Origin of the sequence: Rothia sp. HMSC068F09 (genome assembly GCF_001812775.1) — a bacterium.
GTDB classification, from domain to species: Bacteria; Actinomycetota; Actinomycetes; order Actinomycetales; family Micrococcaceae; genus Rothia; species Rothia mucilaginosa_A.
Genome location: NZ_KV810424.1, coordinates 67781 through 83611, shown reverse-complemented (window position 1 = coordinate 83611; position 15831 = coordinate 67781). Strand labels below are relative to the sequence as shown.

Below are 15831 nucleotides of genomic sequence, written 5' to 3'. Positions count from 1 at the left end.
CAGAATGTTTGAATCTATTCAGGTTCTGCTGGACGAGCACGCTGACCTGCAGAATCAGCTGGCCGATCCCGCCGTGCAGTCGAACCAGGGTAAGGCACGCCGAGTGGGTCGCCGCTACGCGGAGCTGACCGGTATCGTGACCGCCTACAACAAGTACACCTCGCTCAAGGACGACCTCGAGGCCGCCCGCGAGATGGCCGAGGAGGACCCGGAGTTCGCCGCTGAGGTGCCCGGCCTGGAGGAGGAGCTGGAGGTAGCTCAGGAGAAGTTGCGCCGCCTGCTGATTCCGCGTGACCCGGACGATGGCCGCAACGTCATTCTCGAGGTGAAGGCCGGTGCCGGTGGTGACGAGGCCGCCTTGTTCGCGGGTGACCTGCTGCGCATGTACATGCGCTACGCCGAGCACAAGGGCTGGAAGACCGAGATTATCTCTTCGACCAGCACCGACGTGGGTGGTTACAAGGACGCCCAGATTGCTATTAAGGGCTCCTCGAATGAGCCGGCCGAGGGCGTGTGGGCGCACCTGAAGTACGAGGGTGGCGTGCACCGCGTGCAGCGTGTTCCGGCGACCGAGTCTCAGGGCCGTATTCACACTTCCGCCGCCGGTGTGCTGGTGTTCCCCGAGGTGGATGAGCCCGAGGAAATCGAGATTAACCAGAACGACCTGAAGATTGACGTGTACCGTTCTTCGGGCCCCGGTGGTCAGTCGGTGAACACCACCGACTCGGCGGTGCGTATTACCCACCTGCCGACCGGTATTGTCGTGGCGATGCAGAACGAGAAGTCTCAGCTGCAGAACCGTGAAGCCGCGATGCGCGTGCTGCGTGCGCGACTGCTGGCTCACCAGCAGGAGCAGATTGACGCCGAGAACGCGGCACACCGTGCTTCGCAGGTGCGCACCATGGACCGTTCGGAGCGCATCCGTACGTACAACTTCCCGGAGAACCGCATCGCCGATCACCGTACCGGCTACAAGGCATACAACCTGGACGCCGTGCTGAACGGTGACCTGGAGCCGGTGGTTCAGTCCGCTATTGAGATGGACGAGGCGCACCGCCTCGCTCAGGTGGGCCAGGAGCAGAAGTAACCCTGTGCAGAAGTAGGTTCTGTATAACTTTCACTCGTTAGTGGCTTTGGGTTTGCGTTAGCAGCCCGGTATAGGCGCGTGAGTTTAGCTTGAATGCTGAACTCGCGCGCCTTTTTGCGTCTGTCGCCGGGTGCTGAGTGGTAAATGACCAAACGCCGCGCGCGTTTGAAAGCTTCACCCTAGACTGGAGGTGTAGCTAAGCCTGGAGGTGTAGCTAGCGTTGCTGCGGGAGAACGTAGCCCGGCTCAAGGAAACGAAAGAGTATATATGCACGGGTGTCCCTAGCGAAAAATCTCGGGATACTTCCTTCTATGGCGGGTATAGCCCGCCCTTTGGGAAGTGCCGAGAGCTATGGTGACGCCTGCTACCTGCAGGTATATTGCTGCCCCCGTACTGCCCCTCCCTATCGGGGGGGGGGCACAATGACGAGCCCAGAGATGAAATAGCTAGATATTGTGTAACGTTATAAGTAGATTGAGAAAGGACAAAGAACATGGGTGTTATTGTTCAGCTTCAACCGGGTGACGGAATCCTTGCCCAAATTGTGGATCACACCGATGGTAAGGGTGGAACAGAGCTGCTGGTCCTCGAAGTGGACACCGTAGATGGCGACCAGTTCACCGCCAAGATGATACATGATGCGCGCCTGGGCGAACCCTGGGTGACTGAGTGCGACGGGCGGTTCGTATTTAGCGGCACGGTTCTAGAACACGACCCTTTTAAGGTCGACCTTCGATACCACGATACCGAGGGACGTTTTAAGGAAAGCGGGGTATGTGATAAGCAGGCTCTTTACCTAGGACCCCCGGTCAATGAGACTGTAGTAACCGTTGCAACCCCCATTAACCCGCGTCGAGATGTCCAGTGTCATGCGGGAAACTACGTGTTGACCGGAGCCGTTCCTTGGATTCCGAAGGCCATTTACGAACATGTGGTAGTGCCTGAACACGGTATCCGTATCTACATGCATAGCAAGATGCGCGAGCAGCTGAGTCGTATAGAGACGATGCATAACTGGCCTATGAACACCCGTCAACGCACCGTCAACTTTGCGGACGCAGACTGCCATATAGTCCCCGTATCGGCTGAAGTGGCACATGTGCTCGATAAAATGTACGAATCGCCCGAGTATAACGATCTCGACTATGGCTGGTTCTCTCATCTTGAGAGGTGGGAACACCCCCAAGTCCATTTATCGAGTGCGTGGCCGAATGGCATATACAAGAACTTCTTGAATAAGCCGGCTATTTCCGAATTCATGGAGGCGGAGGGGCCGCATCTGATTCTCTGCCTGGTGGATACCGTGGACTTCTTCATGAAGAAGGGCTGGCGGAACAGCCTGCGCGAGAAGTATGAAGACCAGGGTAAGTATTCTGACGAATACTTGAAGCTGGTTTGCATGGCAACCCGAGTGATTGCCGACCGTATGGAATTCCACGCGAATGACATTTATAGCTACCTCGAAGAACCCAGCCCCTTTGAGTTGCTACTGCGGGAGAGCATCGCGCTCCTCAAGGAGACCCCGGAGTATCAGTGCGTGGGTGTTTTCGGCGAGAAGTGTGAAGAATCTTGCGATTCTAGTTGCCCTGCGTGCCGCGGCGGCGAGTTCCGTCGAGAAGATCACTTGAGCGATCAGGACGACTCGAGTTCGCTGCCGAGGCTCCGACCTTCCGAACTCGGCATGGTCACTGTGCTGGGGGCTTGCGATAGCGCGCCCGTCGAAGAGTCAGAGGAAGAATCGGATGAGGACTCCGAGGGTAATTCCTAAAAGGGGATAATTTCTAAAGGTAGAAGAGAGCGTAAGGAGAGCTCATGACGGTGAATGTGCACGACCCGCGCGGGGAAGAACTCGCGCAGGTGCTGACGCGCGCCACCGCGGCCCTGGCGCAGGTGCCCAGCCCCCGCGTGGACGCCGAGCTACTCGCAGCGCACCTGCTCCACGGTGGTTCTCGGGCCGAGCTGCAGCGGGCCCTGCTTATAGGGGAGCGACTCACCCCTGCGCAGGTCGCTGAGTACGAGGCGCTGGTTGCCCGTCGCGCCGCGCGCGAGCCGCTGCAGCACATCACCGGGTGTGCCCCCTTCCATCACCTGGAGCTGTCCGTTGGGCCGGGCGTATTCGTACCCCGGCCCGAAACGGAACTGCTCGTCGAAGAAGCCCTCAAGGTGCTGAGCGCACGCGCCGAGTCGGCGACCGGTCAGTTGCGCATCGTCGACCTGTGCACAGGGTCCGGCGCCATTGCGGCGGCGGTCAAGAGCGAATTGCCGAACGCCCAAGTCTTCGCGGTGGAGCTCTCCGAAGAGGCCATCCCCTACGCCCGCAAGAACCTGGAGTCGCTCGGCGTGCACCTGGTGCAGGGGGACGCCCTCACCGCCCTCACCGAGCTGGCTGGCCGCTTCGACGCGGTGCTCTCCAACCCGCCGTACATTCCGTCGGCGAACGTGCCCGCCGACCCGGAGGCCGCCCTGCACGACCCGGAGATGGCGCTGTACGGCGGGGGAGCGGACGGCATGCAGATGCCCTCCGCCATCGCCGCGCGCGCCTACGAGCTGCTGGCCCCCGGAGGCTTCTTCATGATGGAGCACGACGACACCCAGGAAGAAGCCGTCGCTGAGCTCCTGGCGCGCGTTGGCTTCGAACGGTGCTACCCGGTACGGGACCTGAATGGCAGGCCCCGGCACAGCGCGGGCTACAAACCTGCCGCCGCAGGCTCCTAGCATCGGGGCCGACTCCTAGCCTCCGAGCCGGGCGGGGCCACCGAACGGAGCCGCCGCGCATCCTAACCGTCGCATCAGCCGCCGACGAGGCGCGACGCGTCAACCCCGTGACGCGCACCCTCCCCGGCGTATCGCCGCAATCCATAAAACGTGAGACAATATAACCCGTGACTGCAAAGCTGTACCCCGTAACGACTGAAACCGAGACCCGCGAGGCGCTGGACGCCGCCCGCGAGGCCCTCAAGGCGCACGACACGATTGTGATGCCCACCGATACCGTCTACGGTATTGCCGCCGATGCCTTCTCGCATCAGGGCGTTGCCAAACTGCTGGCAGATAAGGGCCGCGACCGCACCATGCCGCCGCCCGTACTCATCTTTGATATTGCGGCGCTCGCCGGCGTGGTGGACGACGTTCCGGACGACATCTACGATCTGGGCTACCGTTTCTGGCCCGGCGCGCTGACCATCATTCTTCACGCCTACCCCTCGCTGAGCTGGGACCTGGGCGAGACCCGAGGCACCGTCGCGGTGCGTGTTCCCGACGACGAGTTTGCCCTGAAGCTGCTGACCGAGCACGGCCCGCTGGCCGTCTCGAGCGCTAACAAGACCGGCCAGGAGGCTGCCGCGACCGCCCAGGCCGCCATGGACTCCCTGGGCGAGGACGTCGCGGTGATTATTGACGGTGGCCCCCGCCCGAAGCCGCACGAATCAGAGCCCAACGAGGACGGCGTCACGGTGGTGACCGAACGCGAGCCGGCTCCCTCGACCATCCTGGACTGCACCTCGTTTCCCTACGTGGTGGTGCGCGAGGGCGCGATTCCCGTTGAGGAGCTCCGCGAGGTGATCCCCTCGATTCTGACCCGCGCCGAGGCCGACGAACAGGCGGCCCGCAAGGTTGAGGAGGCGCAGGCCTCATCGCAGAGCGCGTCGAACACCTCGGACGCCTCCCAGCAGGCGCTGGACGAGCAGGAGGGCCTGGACGAAGCCTACGAGCAGTGGGACAGTACCCACACGGTGAGCGGCGAACCCGCCCGCCGCGCCGAGGCACCCGCGGCTGGTTCGATTGCCGCCTCCCTGCTGGGCGCTACGAGCGCGCTGGGTTCGGGCTTCGGCATCAGCTCGGTGGACCAGGAGCGCTCGCGCGGCTACCGCGACAACACTCCCAAGCCGATTCGCGCGGATGAGCCGCGGGTTCAGCCCGTCCCTGCCGATACTGCCCGCGCCCTGGTCTTTGGCGAGGCACCCGCCGCCCCGAAGACTGAAGCGAAGGCTGAGCAGAAGAAGACCGAACCTGAAGCCAAGGTCGAGGCTGATGCTAAGACTGAGGCCCCGGAAGCCGCCGAGGATCACCTGTAGGCCCGGCCACGGTTAAAACGCAGGAGTAAAACTTAAGGGAACGCCCGATATATCAACAGATGTATCGGGCGTTCCCTTATGCTATCTCGCGCGCGTTAGGCTGCTTTCTCGCCGGAGGCGGCGCCACCTAGCTATTGGCGAAGCGGCGATCCTTCTTCTTACCCAGTGCCGTGTGGGCGGTGCGCAACACCTCGCGCACGCGCGGGGTGGGTAGCAGGTTGTTCTTGCGGGCCCAGGAATCGTCAATACCCTGACCGAACCACATGACCTCGACCTTACGCACGGAGCCGGAGAACCTATCGTTCATGAGCTCAGATACCTTGTAGCCGGCCTTGATGGCCGCGCGGCAGAGCCACTCGGGCAGGTGATGGGGCTTGCGGCGGCCCGCATCCAGCGATGCGGAGGCGACGGTTGCGCCTTCCCAGGGCTGCAGCACGATGGTGGGCAGCTCGCCGGGGAAGGTTCCGAGCATCACCACGAACTCGGCCAGCGCGTACACGCTGGAGACGGGGGACTTACCCTGGCCCGCACCGGCCACCGATGCGAAGGGGGAGGAGGCCATCTTGGCAAAGAGCTCGGTCGTGCGGCGGCCGCGACCCTGAACGCTGGTTGCGCGCAGGATGCATAGCTCGGGTGCGCTCTCGGGATGCTCCTCCAGGAAGTAGTCCTGCAGGTCGAGCAGCGCTTCCTCGCCAAGGGTCTTGGAGAACGAGTAGGCGCTAAAGGGGGCGGTCTCCTCGGATGCGTCGAGCACGGGGCGGGGGCCCTGCACCGCGGCGGAGGAGAGATGAATGACGCGGCGCACGCCGGTGCGCTGGGCGGCAATCGCGATGACAGCCGGCAGCAGGGCGTTCGCGCCCATGAGCGGGGGCAGGTCCTGCATATTCGGGGCGGCGAGGCCGGCGGCGTTCACCACGACCTGCGCGCTGGCGAAGGCTTCTGCGAGGGAATCGATGATGCCCTCCAGCTGTTCTGCCTCGTCGATAATGCTGTCTACGTCAAGGGAGCGGGTGGCGAGGCGGGGCGCTTCAATGGGATCGACGCTGATCCCCTCTGCGTTCAGACGCGCAACGATGGCGGAACCAACAAAGCCGCTGGCGCCAATGACTTTCCACCTGGATTCGGACATGTCTTTACCTCTCAAAAGCCCGCGGTCGGTGCGGGGAAAAACAGGGTCATTTCAACTTTCGCATATTTGCACCGGTTATGGTGAATTGTTGGGGCGGTGACCGGTTTTTGGTCGCTTTTTCGCACGACGGGCACAGCTCGGGCACAGGGGAGCCATCGAAAACAGCCTTGAAAACATTGGCTGAATGGCACCTTGCTTCGTCGCGGGCCGTAATACCAGCTCGTAACCTGCGCCTCCACCTAATCCTTAGAGGTTATTCACTCTCTGGTGAAGGGTGAACTATTGCGGGTTCGGCCCCGTCCGACATGCGAAAAAACAACCGGTTGAGGTTGAATATGCGTCATAATGGGTGCGTTAGTGGGGGAAGATTCACCTCGAGATGAAGACCCCGGTAAAATGGTCACTTTGGAGAGTTATATCCTCATTCATGAGCGTCGCGGGCACCGCCGAAACACCCGGTCCCCGCACGGAGAAGGATATACCTCAACGTCGAACGGATAAGGTGCCTCGGCGCCGCGGAGGGAGAACACTATGGCAGAACAGCACAGCGACCGACCCGCGCCTGTCCAGCACCCCGCCGAACATGACGGTCAGCACGAACCCCGCACCGTCGCGGTGGTCGTAACCTACAACCGCCGCGATTTGCTTCCCAAGACCCTGGCGGGCATCGCCTCGGGCCGGATGCGCCCGGTCGCCGTGGTCATCGTCGATAACGCTTCCACCGATGACACCGCCGCATACCTGGATTCCCTGGAGTACGAGCTGCCGGTTGACCGCATTACCCTGCGGCAGAACATGGGCGGCGCCGGTGGTTTCGCGGTGGGTATCGACCGCGCCCTGGAACGCCACAACCCCGACCTTGTGTGGGTCATGGATGATGACACCGAGCCAACCGAAAACACCCTTGCCGAGGCCGTTGAAGCGTGGCTCGGCTACTCCGAGGTTCCCGCCGAACGCCCCGCGGTGGTGGCCTCTCGCGTGGTATGGACGAACGGTGAGGACCACCCCATGAACACCCCTCGCACGATGTTTGCGGCGGGGGAGCGGCGTCACGCCCACGCCCTCGCGGTGGGGGCCCGCCCGATTCGTAGCGCCTCCTTCGTCTCGATTCTCATGGACGCGCAGGCCATCCGCCGTAACGGCGGTTTGCCCATCGCCGAATTCTTCATCTGGAACGACGATTTCGAATTCTCGACCCGCCTGATTCACCACCGCGACGGCATTGCGGTGCCTTCCTCGGTGGCGAAGCACCACACCAAGACCTTCGGCACGACGAACGCTAACCCCGGCCCGCGCTTCTATAACGACGTGCGCAATAAGCTGTGGGTGTTTACGCGCTCGCGTACCCTGAACCCGCTGGAAAAGCTGCTCTACGGTGGTTCTTCGGCCCGCCTGTGGGTCTCCACCCTGCTTCGTACCGACGACCGCCGGACCTACCTGGGGTACTTCCTGAACGGTCTGCGTGACGGCCTGCGCCCGCCCGCCCCGAACCGCCGGGTGCTGGAGGGCATCTACCCGCTGACCTTCCCGGGGCGCTACGGCGTTCCGGCCTCGAACCCCGCGCCGGTCGCGACTGGAAACGCCGGGGCCGCCGGATGCGTGAGCTCCGCCCCCGACTTCTCGGTGCTCATGAGCGTGTACGCGAAGGAGAACCCCGCGTACCTGGAACAGGCGCTGGAATCGAATCTGCTGAACCAGACCCTGCGCCCCTCCGAGCTCGTGCTGGTTCTGGACGGTCCGCTCACCCCCGAGCTGCGCGCCGTGGTGGACCGCTGGGTTGCCCGCGCTGAGAACCTGGATTGCCCGCCGATTCAGCTCGTGGAGCTACCGCAGAACGTGGGTTTGGCCGAGGCCCTGAACGCGGGTCTGCGGGCCTGCAGCTACGAGCTGGTGGCGCGCGCCGATTCTGACGATATTTCCGAGCCCACCCGCTTCGCCGAGCTGATTCCGGCCCTGGCCGCGGGTGGCTACGCGCTACTCGGTTCGGCCATGCTCGAGGTCAACGAGAACAACTCGGCGGTCGAATCGGTTCGCGAGGCCATCGTCGAGCCCAAACGACTGCTCCGCGCCATGGATTCGCGTAACCCGATCTACCACCCCTCGGTGGCATTCCGTAAGAGCGCCGTGCAGACCCTCGGCGGTTACGAGTACGTGCCCGGTGCCGAGGACTGGTGGCTGTGGATGCGCCTGCGCGACGCCGGCTACCGCCTGGGCAACCTGCCCGCACCTCTCGTGCGCTACCGCGTGGGCGCCGGCGCCTACACGAAGCGCGGGGGAGTGGACGCCTGGAAGCAGGACTGGGCGATTCAACGCCGACTGTACACGGGCCACGCCATTTCGAAGGCCCGCTGGGCGCAGAACATGGCGGTGCGCAGCGTGTACCGCTTCGTGCCCGAATCCCTGCGCCGCAACGCTTTCCGTGCGCTGTCCACCGTGGCCGCACGCGCATCCTCTACTCGCTCATCTTCGGACCGTTTCACCGGTGCCGCATCTGAAGGAGGCTTTTAATGGCCCAGCTGAAATCTGACGCCCACGAGGCGGTACGACGTGCTGCTCAGCGCGGCACGCTGATGACGGAGGGCGATTCCGGAGCCGTTCTGGTGAATCGTCTGTACGAGCGCAAGCCGTGGTGGCTGATTGCGCAGGCGCTGATTGACTCGAGCGCCTGGGTTCTTGCGGTGCTGTTCGCGTACATGCTGCGCTATAGCGTGCTACTTAGCAATGGCTCGGTGTTTGACATCATCCACCCCATTTCGCTGACGATTACGGCCGCCGGGGCGGTGCTGCTACAGCTGATTTTCGGTTTGGCGGCAGCCAAGATTTATAACGGCGTGTACTCCTACGGATCCTTTGACGAGTCGTGGCGCGCCGCGGCGGCGGCGCTGAGCACGGGCGTGGTGCTGACCGGTTTCTCCTTTGTGGATGAGCTTGTTGGCCTGCCGCACATTCCGCACAGTGTGCCCGCGATTGCCGCGGCGTTCAGCCTGATTATGATGGCCGGTGCCCGCATGGCCAAGCGCGTCTATACCGAGCGCGGCGCGGTGCGTGAGCTGACGGGCGAACCGGTGATCGTGTACGGCGCCGGTTTCATCGGCGGCATGGTGATGGATTCCATGCTGCACGATGAGGAGGCGAAGCTGCGCCCCGTGGCGGTCTTCGACGATGACCCGCTGAAGGCCGGCACTAAGTTCCACGGTATCCAGGTGATTACGACCTACCGCGAGCTTGAGCGAGCGATTCGCGAATCGGGCACTCACAAGGTGATCGTCACGATTTCCGATATGCCGGAGGACTATTTTGAGGCCTTCTGCGAGCGCATGCGTCGCCTGAAGGTTGAGGTGCAGCGTATCAGCAGCGCGAACGCCCGCCTGATGGGTGAGCGCCTGGTGAACGCGAGCGATAACGACCTGATGCGCGTAATCCGCGGTGAGATTAACTACGATATCGATCGCGATATCCTCCGTTCGTACCTGCACGGCAAGCGCGTTCTGGTGACGGGTGCTGGCGGTTCGATTGGTTCTGAGCTCTGCCGCCAGATTAGCGAATTTGAGCCCGAGACCCTGATGATGCTCGACCACGACGAGACTCTGCTGATGGACACCAAGGTGTCGATTACGCACGAGTCAAGCCTGGACGACGACCGCATCATCCTCGCGGATATTCGCGAGGGCGATACCCTGCTGGAGATTTTCCGGGAGCGCCGCCCCGAGGTGGTGTTCCACGCCGCCGCGCTGAAGCACGTGTCGGCGCTGGAGGCCTACCCGCAGGAGGCCTGGAAGACGAACTCCCTGGGCACCCTGAACGTGCTGCGTGCCGCCGAGGCCGTGGGCGTGAAGACCTTCGTGAACGTCTCGACCGATAAGGCGGCGGACCCGAAGACGGCCCTGGGCCAGTCCAAGCGCGTGGCGGAGCGCCTGACCGCGTACTTTGGCGAGAAGACCGGCAACACCTACGTGTCGGTGCGGTTCGGCAACGTGTTTGGTTCGCGCGGCTCGATTAAGCCGCTCTTCACCAAGCAGATTCTCTCGGGCGGCCCGATTACCCTGACCGATAAGCGCGCGACCCGCTACTTCATGCTCATCGCGGATGCCTGCCTGCTCGTGATGCTGGCCGGTGCAATTGGCCGTCCGGGCGAGGTCATGGTGCTGGACATGGGCCAGCCGGTCAAGATCCTGGACGTGGCCAAGGCGATGCGCCAGGCCTACGAACGCTACGACGTTGAAATCAAGGAGATTGGCCTGCGCAAGGGCGAGAAGCTAGACGAGACGCTCTTCGGCGATACGGAGAAGCTCGTGCCCAGCGAGGAGAACCGCTACATTTCACGCTCGAGCGCGCCGGCCTTGAACCCGGACGAGCTGGATTACGAGCTGTGGATTCAGAACTACCGCGAGCACAGCGGCTACGAACGCCACGGCCTGGAGCGCGCGCCCGATCCGCGCACCCTGGAGAACGCGCAGACCTTCTAACCGACCGGCTCTTCGACGCCGCCCCTATCGGAGCGTCTTCCCGGCGCCCCGGGGTCGGCGGAGCCATACGATAAACACATTCACGAGACAGTACGACCCGGAGCCATCATGACCTCCTTTCCCGAGCTAACGAGCATTTTCGTTCTTGCGGTGATTGCCGGTGCCCTCCTGCCCTTTGCGGTGCGTCCGATTCTGCATCGCTACAACATGGTGGACATCCCCAACGAACGGTCCTCGCACACCACGCCGACCTACCGCGGCATGGGCCTGGCGACGGCCGCGGCGACCCTGCTGGCTTTCCTCGTGGCGACCCTGCTGGGCTGGACCTACCGCTCCGCCGAGTCCCTGCAGCTGGCCATCACGATTGCCGCCGCCATGCTTTTCTCCCTGGCCCTGGGCTGGCTCGAAGATATTCGCGGCGTGAGTATCGTTCGTCGCGCTGCCCTGCAGCTGGTCATCGGTGTGCTGGTGAGCGTCAGTTTCGCGACGGTTCAGGGTACCAACCCGCTGCTGGTGGTGGTTGGTGCCGTGTTCATCGCGGGCTACATTAACGTGGCCAACTTTATGGACGGCATCAACGGCATCTCGGGTGCTCACGGCCTGGTGGCCGGTTTGGCGTACGCGCTGACCGGTTGGATGGTCAACCTGCCCTGGCTGGCTATGGGGGGTGTGGCGGTGGCCGGCGCGTACCTGGCGTTTCTGCCGTGGAACGTGCGCCCGGGCAAGAACGTCTTTCTGGGGGATGCCGGTTCCTACGTGCTGGGTACGGCCCTGGGCACTCTGGCGGTGGGCGCCTGGTTTGCTGACGTTCCGGTGCTGCTGGCCTTCGCTCCTCTCGTCACCTACCTGGCCGATGCCGGTACGACCCTCTTTCGCCGCTTCATGGCGGGGGAGCAGTGGTACAAGCCGCACCGCACTCACGTATATCAGCGCCTGACGGACGTCGGCTTCAGCCACCTGGGATCGACCGCAGTGGTCACGGGCGTGACGATTTTGGTGTGGGTCCTGCTGGCCTTTGCCTCGGATCTGTACACCTCGGGCGCCGCTTTCGCCGCCCTCGGCGTGGTGCTTGTGGCGCTCGCCGTGCTGGCAGTGTACCTGCGCATGCCGCAGCTTTTTGGCGGCGAAGCCCCCAACTCAACGATTGACCTGACGAAGGCAGCGAAGGGCGGCTCCTCTGCCAAGGCCGGTACCCCCTCGTCGGCTTCTCCCGCGGAGCAACCGGCAGCCCCGAAGAAGGCGGGTCAGGGCACCTCCTCTTCTTCGGCGACCGGTGTTCCCGCAACCCCGGAGCGTGTGGAGCCGACCTCCCTGCATCCCGCGCCCATCATTCCGGACTCGGTGAAAGATCGCGCGGAGCAGCCTTCTAATGAGCACTCTTCTTCAACTCAGTCCCAACAGAACCGTGGGGAGAAACACTAATGGTGTCTAGGTCGCCACAACCCCAAACGGAAGCTGTAGCAGAGCCTGCCTGGAAGCGCATGGCAGATGTTCTGTGGTATCCACCCGTTGAACGCAAGAAGCAGCGGGAACGTCGCCGAGAGCGTGCCCGGGTAGGACTGAGGGCATCTTCTTACGAGAGTCAAGAGCTTTCCTGGAAATTTTTGTTCTACAGGGTATCGGCTTACTCTCTGCTGGCTTGGTTGGGCGGTATGATGAGTGCGTACCTGTTTGCGGGCCCCGTGGGCGCGCTAGGAATAACATTGGGCTTTCTGATAATCTATATATGCTTCACTCTGGGCGTATTGGTTATGTTGGTTGCTCCCATTTTCGACTGGGGTGTACCCAAATCGCTGGTGGTGAGCTACCTCGTGAAGATTGCTCTGCTCGGTCTGGTATTGATGTTTGTGCCGTTCCCCGAGAATCTGAGGCACGGTTGGACTCTCGCAGGCGCATGTACCGGCGTGATTCTGTGGATTGTTATTGAAACAGTTAGCATCGCACGACTGAGAATTTTGTACTTCGACACCGACTCGGAAGACCATGGTCGGTAACACGATCGGTGTTTGAAAGGAAAAACGTTTGGCCGAAGAGAAGAAGTGGTGGGACGGAGATAAAAAGCTCCGCACCACCGGAGAATTGGTATCTGACGGAGGTCTCTCCGGTGCAGTCATGTCGATTCTCTATCTGATCATCGGTGTAGCAGTGTGGGGAGGCATCGGTTACCTCGGTGACCTGGTCTTCTCCACCACCTGGCTGGTGTGGGTTGGCGTCTTGATTGGCGCTATTGGAGGTTTGACCCTCGTCTTTACCCACATGACCAGGCAGAATAAAGACCGTTAGGTCATTGAACGCGGACCGCCAGGTCACACATTCATCCATGTAGTTAGCATGTCAGTCGTTTATAGGCAGACATGGGCTCTTGATAGCCACTAGTAGCAAGAAAGGACTTGCTTTGATCGAGAACGGGTTGATCCTCGCGGAAGCCTATGTGCCGCCGACCCCCGAAGACATGCATCTGCCACCCTTCTTCACCATTGGTGATTTCGCTTTCGGTAAGCAGAACGTACTGATTCTGCTGTCCGTGGTGATTATCGCGGTCTTCTTCCTCACCGCAGCACGTAAGCGCGCCATGGTTCCCGGCAAGACTCAGTTCATCGCTGAGTCCGGCTACATGTTTGCTCGTAACTCCCTCGGTAAGGAAACCCTGGGCGTACAGCACTACAAGCCGTTCGTGCCGATTCTGTTCGCCTCCTTCTTCTTCGTTCTGGTGAACAACCTCTACGGTTCGATTCCGTTTGTTCAGTTGCCCACCTTCTCGCACCCCGGTAGCGCCTACGCGCTGGCTGGCGTAGCGTACCTGACCTGGGTTGGCGTTGGTATCAAGCGCAAGGGCCTGGGCGGCTTCTTCAAGGACATCACCATGCCCTCGGGTCTGCCGGTGTGGATTTACCCCATCCTGATCCCGATCGAGTTCTTCTCGAACCTGCTGATTCGTCCCGCAACTCACGCGCTACGTCTCTTCGCGACCATGTTCGGTGGTCACCTGGCGCTGATGGTTGCATCCAGCATGGTGACCTACATGGTTGAGACCCTGGGTGGTATCGGCTACCTGGCTGCTATTGCTCCCGGTGCTCTGGGCCTGTTCCTGTACTTCCTGGAATTCATGATTCAGTGCATCCAGGCTTATGTGTTCGCTCTGCTGCTGGCTGTGTACCTGCAGGGCTCGGTTTCCGAGGGACACTAAACTCTCTAGTTTTTTAGGTTTTCGCGTTCGTCATTGGGCGTGAATAAAGCAACCCACACGTTCACTGTGCGGGCTATTAACTCAAATCAAACTCTGTTCGGTCCGGGTATGTTCCCGGTCGAACACTGTTGAAAGGAAAAATAATGGTTGGTTCCATCACTGCGGTTGGCTACGGTCTGGCAGCTATTGGCGGCGGCATCGGCGTGGGTCTGATCTTCGCGGCATACATGACCAGCGTTGCTCGTCAGCCCGAGTCCCAGAAGACCCTGCAGCCCATGCTGTTCCTGGGCTTCGCACTGGTCGAGGCGCTGGCAATTCTGGGCCTGGTTCTCGTCTTCATCAAGTAACCGGCTCTGCCACATCCTAAACGACCCATCCCATAGAACAGGATTCCCTCCATGATTTATCTGGCAAGCGAAGGGGGAGCGGAGGCAACTTCGAACCCCCTGATTCCCGACGTCGGGGAAATTGTCATTACCCTCATCGGATTCCTGATCCTCTACTACATCGTTGCTAAGTACGTTGTCCCGGCGTTCGAGAAGATCTACCAGGACCGTAAGGAAGCAATCGAAGGTGGCCTTGCCAAGGCCGAGAAGGCACAGGCAGAGGCTGCAGCGGCTCGCGATGAGTACACCCAGCAGCTCGAAAGCGCTCGACTGGAGGCTCAGAAGATTCGTGAAGAGGCACGCGCAGAGGGCGAGGCAATCATTGCCGATGCTCGCGAGCGTGCAACCGCTGAGGCTCAGCGCATTAGCGATAATGCAGCAAAGGCTATCGAGGCAGAGCGTGCGGCAGCAGCAGTGTCCCTCCGTTCCGAGGTTGGCACTCTTGCTACGACCCTTGCCGGCAAGATTGTGGGCGAAGCCCTCAACGATGATGAGCGATCGGCCCGTGTGGTAGATCGTTTTCTTGCTGACCTTGAAACCGAGAAGCAGAACGCAGGTGCGGCTCGGTAATGGCAGGAGTATCTACTGAATCACTGAGCAAGGTGGAAGAGGTGCTGGAAGCTCACGCTTCCCTGCAGCCCCTGAACCTGGCGAGCGAGCTTTTCGCTGTGGTTGATGTTCTCGACCACAACGGCACCCTGCGCCGTGCTGTCACCGATTCTTCGCGTGATGCAGCAGCACGTCAGGGTATCGCTAACACCGTCTTCGGCGGCAAGATCTCTTCTCAGGCTATGGCTGTGCTCACCAGTGCGGTGGCTCAGCGCTGGTCCGATGATGCTGATCTGGCGAATGCCCTGGAGCGTGCAGCAGTGCTCGCCGTGACCGCATCGGCTCAGTCTCGCGGTGGCGTGGACGCCCTGGACGAGGTACTCAACGAACTACTCACCTTTGTGCGTACCGTTGATTCCAACGCTCAGGCGCAGGAAGCGCTGTCCGACCATCAGGCAAGCAAAGAAGCAAAGAAGAAGCTCGCCGTGGCGCTCGGTGGCCCCGCCACCACCGCCGAAGGTGTGCTTCTGCTCGAACGAGTTGGCTCCAACCCCCGCGGCCGTCACGCTGCACGGGTAGCCGATGAGTTCGCAGAAATCATCGTCACGCGACAGAACCGTTACATTGCGCGAGTAACTAGCGCGATTGCGCTGTCGCAGGCACAGCTTGAACGTCTCGGTCGCACGCTCAACGCCGTGTACGGCCGTGAGCTGAAGCTCGACGTTTCGGTGGACCCCGCCGTTCTGGGCGGTCTGCGTGTTCAGGTGGGCGACGAGGTGATCGACGGTACCGTCGAGACCCGCATGTCCGACCTGGCTCGTTCCATCGGCTAGCGGCTCAAGCTAGCGACGCTGAACCGTTCGTCGCAACGGTGATTTAGAAGATACCTCGGGTAGCGGGTGCGTGGCAGATGCCTCCTTCGCAGAAGCGGCGGCATTGCCCGCCCGTTCAACC

The 15831-nt window shown here is 61.7% G+C and carries 14 protein-coding genes; 13 read left to right on the top strand and 1 reads right to left on the bottom strand.

What is annotated here, in order from left to right:
• Positions 1-4: 4 nt before the first annotated feature.
• From prfA to HMPREF2874_RS04240, 4 genes are all read left to right on the top strand, one after another.
• Entirely contained in the window at positions 5-1087 is a 1083-nt protein-coding gene (gene prfA / locus HMPREF2874_RS04255; RefSeq protein ID WP_049363905.1) for a peptide chain release factor 1, read from the top strand.
• Between the two features lie 493 nt (positions 1088-1580).
• Positions 1581-2855, top strand: coding sequence for a hypothetical protein (locus tag HMPREF2874_RS09325; protein WP_070649054.1), 1275 nt, complete (start codon positions 1581-1583; stop codon positions 2853-2855).
• Positions 2856-2899: 44 nt separating this feature from the next.
• Entirely contained in the window at positions 2900-3802 is a 903-nt protein-coding gene (prmC, locus tag HMPREF2874_RS04245) for a peptide chain release factor N(5)-glutamine methyltransferase (protein WP_070649053.1), read from the top strand.
• A gap of 167 nt (positions 3803-3969) precedes the next feature.
• The gene (locus HMPREF2874_RS04240) at positions 3970-5160 is read left to right on the top strand and encodes an L-threonylcarbamoyladenylate synthase (RefSeq protein ID WP_070649052.1); all 1191 of its coding nucleotides are present in this window, start codon (positions 3970-3972) and stop codon (positions 5158-5160) included.
• Positions 5161-5287: 127 nt separating this feature from the next.
• On the opposite strand, the gene HMPREF2874_RS04235 is transcribed toward HMPREF2874_RS04240, so the two are convergent.
• Positions 5288-6289 carry an NAD-dependent epimerase/dehydratase family protein gene (locus HMPREF2874_RS04235; RefSeq protein ID WP_049333680.1) on the bottom strand — a complete coding sequence of 334 codons (1002 nt, stop codon included), beginning with the start codon at positions 6287-6289 and terminating at the stop codon, positions 5288-5290.
• Between the two features lie 531 nt (positions 6290-6820).
• On the opposite strand from HMPREF2874_RS04235, the gene HMPREF2874_RS04230 reads away from it, so the two are divergent.
• The 9 genes from HMPREF2874_RS04230 to HMPREF2874_RS04190 all read left to right on the top strand — a co-directional run bounded on the left by HMPREF2874_RS04230 (position 6821) and on the right by HMPREF2874_RS04190 (position 15710).
• Complete coding sequence (locus HMPREF2874_RS04230) at positions 6821-8797, top strand: glycosyltransferase (RefSeq protein WP_070649051.1); 1977 nt, start codon at positions 6821-6823, stop codon at positions 8795-8797.
• Positions 8797-10755 carry a polysaccharide biosynthesis protein gene (locus HMPREF2874_RS04225; protein WP_049347169.1) on the top strand — a complete coding sequence of 653 codons (1959 nt, stop codon included), beginning with the start codon at positions 8797-8799 and terminating at the stop codon, positions 10753-10755. The genes HMPREF2874_RS04230 and HMPREF2874_RS04225 overlap by 1 nt, the downstream gene beginning before the upstream one ends.
• A gap of 108 nt (positions 10756-10863) precedes the next feature.
• Positions 10864-12177 (top strand): MraY family glycosyltransferase, encoded by a 1314-nt coding sequence (locus tag HMPREF2874_RS04220; RefSeq protein WP_070649050.1) that lies wholly within the window; start codon positions 10864-10866, stop codon positions 12175-12177.
• 59 nt (positions 12178-12236) lie between these two features.
• On the top strand, positions 12237-12749 hold the full coding sequence (locus HMPREF2874_RS04215) for a hypothetical protein (RefSeq protein WP_141754214.1): 513 nt from the start codon (positions 12237-12239) through the stop codon (positions 12747-12749).
• A 28-nt stretch (positions 12750-12777) separates the two neighbouring features.
• Positions 12778-13038: a hypothetical protein gene (locus HMPREF2874_RS04210; protein WP_049347487.1), complete on the top strand. Its 261-nt coding sequence runs from the start codon at positions 12778-12780 to the stop codon at positions 13036-13038.
• Between the two features lie 112 nt (positions 13039-13150).
• The gene (atpB, locus tag HMPREF2874_RS04205; protein ID WP_049347485.1) at positions 13151-13942 is read left to right on the top strand and encodes a F0F1 ATP synthase subunit A; all 792 of its coding nucleotides are present in this window, start codon (positions 13151-13153) and stop codon (positions 13940-13942) included.
• 143 nt (positions 13943-14085) lie between these two features.
• Positions 14086-14289: an ATP synthase F0 subunit C gene (gene atpE / locus HMPREF2874_RS04200; protein WP_005506461.1), complete on the top strand. Its 204-nt coding sequence runs from the start codon at positions 14086-14088 to the stop codon at positions 14287-14289.
• A 51-nt stretch (positions 14290-14340) separates the two neighbouring features.
• Positions 14341-14898, top strand: a complete 558-nt coding sequence (locus HMPREF2874_RS04195; protein WP_049326923.1) for a F0F1 ATP synthase subunit B — start codon at positions 14341-14343, stop codon at positions 14896-14898.
• Positions 14898-15710, top strand: coding sequence for a F0F1 ATP synthase subunit delta (locus HMPREF2874_RS04190; RefSeq protein WP_049347483.1), 813 nt, complete (start codon positions 14898-14900; stop codon positions 15708-15710). Before HMPREF2874_RS04195 ends, HMPREF2874_RS04190 begins: the two co-directional genes overlap by 1 nt.
• Positions 15711-15831 lie beyond the last annotated feature (121 nt).